A 3012-nucleotide genomic window follows, 5' to 3' on the forward strand; every position below is an offset into this window, starting at 1 on the left:
CGCCCGGTCATGTGAGCTCCTGGACGTGCCCGGCCTCGCAGGCGCCGATGGAGGCGAGGAGCTGGGACAGCCCCGGTGACACGCGGCGCACCTCGTCGGCACGCGCGGTGGCCGCCTTGCGCTCGGCGCTCCGGATGGCGCTGAGGGCGCCGGACTCGGTGCGGGGCGCGGCGGCGGACGGCCGCGGCTCGGGCGTCGCGGTGCCCGTGGTGCTGCCGGGGACGTAGTGGCGCTTGAGCACCGCGAGATGCTGGACATGGTGCTCGCGCAACTTGCCGAGCCGCCCGCTCAGGCCCTGGTGAGCGGCGAGAACCGCGTCGTACAGGGCGATGAGCGCGGCCTCACTCGCGATCACCCCGTTGAGCAGCGTCACCTCGGGACCGGGGGAGGGAGCCTCGCCCGGCCCGACACTCGTGCATCCCGTGGTCGTCACGAGCGCCGCAACGGAGCCCCCGAGCACCGCACGCCGCGTCGGGGTCACGGACCGCAACGCCTCCAAGCGTGCCTCCGTCCATCGTGTTCCACTCAGGTGCGCAAGCATTCCACAAGGGCGCGCCCGTCGGCTGGCGATGCGGCACCCGGCGCCCGCAGCTGTGGATAGTCTTATGTGCGGAGTGGACGCACCGGGCGGCCACCCGTGCATCGGCCGTGCGGCCACATGAAGGAGGCCTCATGAGCGTCAACGCCGACTCCGGCCGCGCTCAGCGGGGCCGGGGAGGGCCCGGCCACCAGGCGCGGGCCACGCTCATGCTCCTGCTCGAGCCGGTGGTCGCCGAGTCCGGGTTCGACCTTGAGGACGTCATCGTGACGCCGGCCGGCAAACGCCGCCAGGTACGCGTGATCGTCGACGGCGACGAGGGCGTCAGTCTCGACGACATCGCGGTCGTGAGCCAGCGTGTCTCCGCCGCGCTCGACGAGGGCGACGCCATGGGCTCGGGGCCGTACGTCCTCGAGGTGACCTCACCGGGGGTCGACCGTCCCCTCACCCAGCCACGGCACTGGCGGCGCGCGAGCGGCCGCCTCGTACGCGCGACGCTGTCCGGCGGCGAGGAGGTCACCGGCCGCGTCTCGGCGGCCGATGACGAGGCCGTCGTGCTCGACACCGACGGCCAGGAGCGACGGCTCGGTTACGACGAGCTCGCTCGCGGGCTGGTTCAGGTGGAGTTCAACCGCCGGGGTGACGATGATCCCGACGGCGACGAGGACTAGGGGGAGGCCTCGTGGACATCGATATGACGGCTTTGCGCAGTCTCGAGAGTGAAAAGGACATCTCTCTCGAGCTCGTGGTCAAGGCGATCGAGGAAGCACTGCTGATCGCGTACCACCGCACCGAGGGCGCCGCTCCGAAGGCCCGTGTCGAGCTCGACCGCAAGTCCGGCCACGTCACGGTGTGGGCCACCGAGACGCCCGCCGACGAGGCCGAGGCCGAGGGCGAGCCCGCCGAGCCGCGCGAGTACGACGACACGCCCACCAACTTCAGCCGGATCGCGGCGACCACCGCCAAGCAGGTGATCCTGCAGCACCTGCGCAACGCCGAGGACGAGCTCACGTTCGGCGAGTACGCCGGGCGCGAGGGCGACATCGTCGCGGGCGTCATCCAGCAGGGCAAGGACCCGCGCAACGTCCTGGTCGACCTCGGCAAGCTCGAGGGCGTGATCCCGCCCGAAGAGCAGGTCCCGGGGGAGAACTACGACCACGGCGAGCGCATCCGCTCCTACGTCGTCCAGGTCAAGAAGGGGCACCGCGGGCCGCTCGTGAAGCTGTCCCGCACCCACCCCAACCTGGTCAAGAAGCTCTTCGCGCTGGAGGTCCCGGAGATCGCCGACGGCACGGTCGAGATCGCGGCGATCGCCCGCGAGGCCGGCCACCGTACGAAGATCGCCGTTCGGTCGCGGAAACCCGGCGTGAACGCCAAGGGCGCCTGCATCGGGCCGATGGGCGGCCGGGTGCGCAACGTGATGCACGAGCTTCACGGGGAGAAAATCGACATCGTCGACTGGTCGGATGAGCCCGCCGAGTTCGTGGGGAACGCCCTGTCCCCGGCGCGGGTCAACCACGTCGAGGTGATCGACGCCGAGGCGCGGGTGGCGCGGGTCATCGTGCCTGATTATCAGCTCTCTCTGGCGATCGGCAAAGAGGGGCAGAACGCCCGTCTCGCCGCCCGTCTGACGGGGTGGCGGATCGACATCCGCCCGGACACCGAAAACGGATCTTCCTCCGAAGGGGAGCATGCGGCAGGTCCCGCCGACGCGCCGACGCGGTAGACTTATGGTTCGTGGTCGCGCGGTCCCACGGCGTACATGCGTGGGCTGTCGGATTTGCACGGCCAAGTCCGACCTGCTGCGCCTGGTCGTGGTCGAGGATTCTGTGATCCCTGACCCGCGCGGGCGAATGCCGGGTAGGGGCGCCTCCCTGCACCCCGACCTGGCATGTCTTGAGCTGGCTGAGCGTCGTCGGGCGTTCCCCCGGGCATTTCGCCGGACGGGGCCGCTCGAGGTTCGCATGCTTCGCCAATGGCTCGAGTCCCAGCAGGTCGGTTCGTAAGCGACGTCTAGTCGGAAGCAGGTCGAGATTGCTATGAGCGCTCGATGAGCACGCAGCGATGATTACCGCAAGGTAGCGACGGTCCGAGGACGTCCCCGGACCGAGTAGGGAGTGCAGTGGCAAAGGTCCGGGTATACGAGCTCGCCAAGGAATTCGGTGTGGAGAGCAAGGCCGTCATGGCCAAGCTCAATGAAATGGGCGAGTTCGTCCGGTCGGCGTCCTCAACGATCGAGGCGCCGGTCGTTCGCAGACTTAAGGAAGCATTCGGAGGACCGCCGGCCAAGTCGGCCGACGGTAAGAAGCCTCAGGCCCCGGCGCCGAAGCCGGGTCCGCGCAGGCCGGCGCCCAAGCCGGCCGCACCCAAGCCGGAGTTCAAACCGGAGGCCAAGCCCGCGCCCCGGCCGGAGATCAAGGCCGAGGCGCCCCCGGCGCGGCGCCGCGATCTGCCGCCGGTGCCCGAGGCGCCCA

Annotated in this window: 5 protein-coding genes; 4 read left to right on the forward strand and 1 reads right to left on the reverse strand. The window is 70.3% G+C overall.

What is annotated here, in order from left to right; translation table 11 throughout:
- Nucleotides 1-7: 7 nt before the first annotated feature.
- The gene (locus ACFFNX_RS46545; protein ID WP_378212777.1) at nucleotides 8-481 is read right to left on the reverse strand and encodes a hypothetical protein; all 474 of its coding nucleotides are present in this window, start codon (nucleotides 479-481) and stop codon (nucleotides 8-10) included.
- 191 nt (nucleotides 482-672) lie between these two features.
- Between ACFFNX_RS46545 and rimP the strand changes: the two genes are divergently transcribed.
- The 4 genes from rimP to ACFFNX_RS46565 all read left to right on the forward strand — a co-directional run.
- Nucleotides 673-1209, forward strand: coding sequence for a ribosome maturation factor RimP (gene rimP / locus ACFFNX_RS46550; protein WP_378212778.1), 537 nt, complete (start codon nucleotides 673-675; stop codon nucleotides 1207-1209).
- Nucleotides 1210-1232: 23 nt separating this feature from the next.
- Nucleotides 1233-2264 carry a transcription termination factor NusA gene (gene nusA / locus ACFFNX_RS46555; RefSeq protein ID WP_378212782.1) on the forward strand — a complete coding sequence of 344 codons (1032 nt, stop codon included), beginning with the start codon at nucleotides 1233-1235 and terminating at the stop codon, nucleotides 2262-2264.
- Between the two features lie 4 nt (nucleotides 2265-2268).
- Nucleotides 2269-2544, forward strand: a complete 276-nt coding sequence (locus tag ACFFNX_RS46560) for a YlxR family protein (protein ID WP_378212779.1) — start codon at nucleotides 2269-2271, stop codon at nucleotides 2542-2544.
- 116 nt (nucleotides 2545-2660) lie between these two features.
- Nucleotides 2661-3012, forward strand: a 352-nt coding sequence (locus ACFFNX_RS46565) for a translation initiation factor IF-2 N-terminal domain-containing protein (protein ID WP_378212780.1), incomplete at its 3' end; no start/stop codon positions are given.

Source organism: Actinoallomurus acaciae (genome assembly GCF_042429965.1).
Classification (GTDB): Bacteria; Actinomycetota; Actinomycetes; order Streptosporangiales; family Streptosporangiaceae; genus Actinoallomurus; species Actinoallomurus acaciae.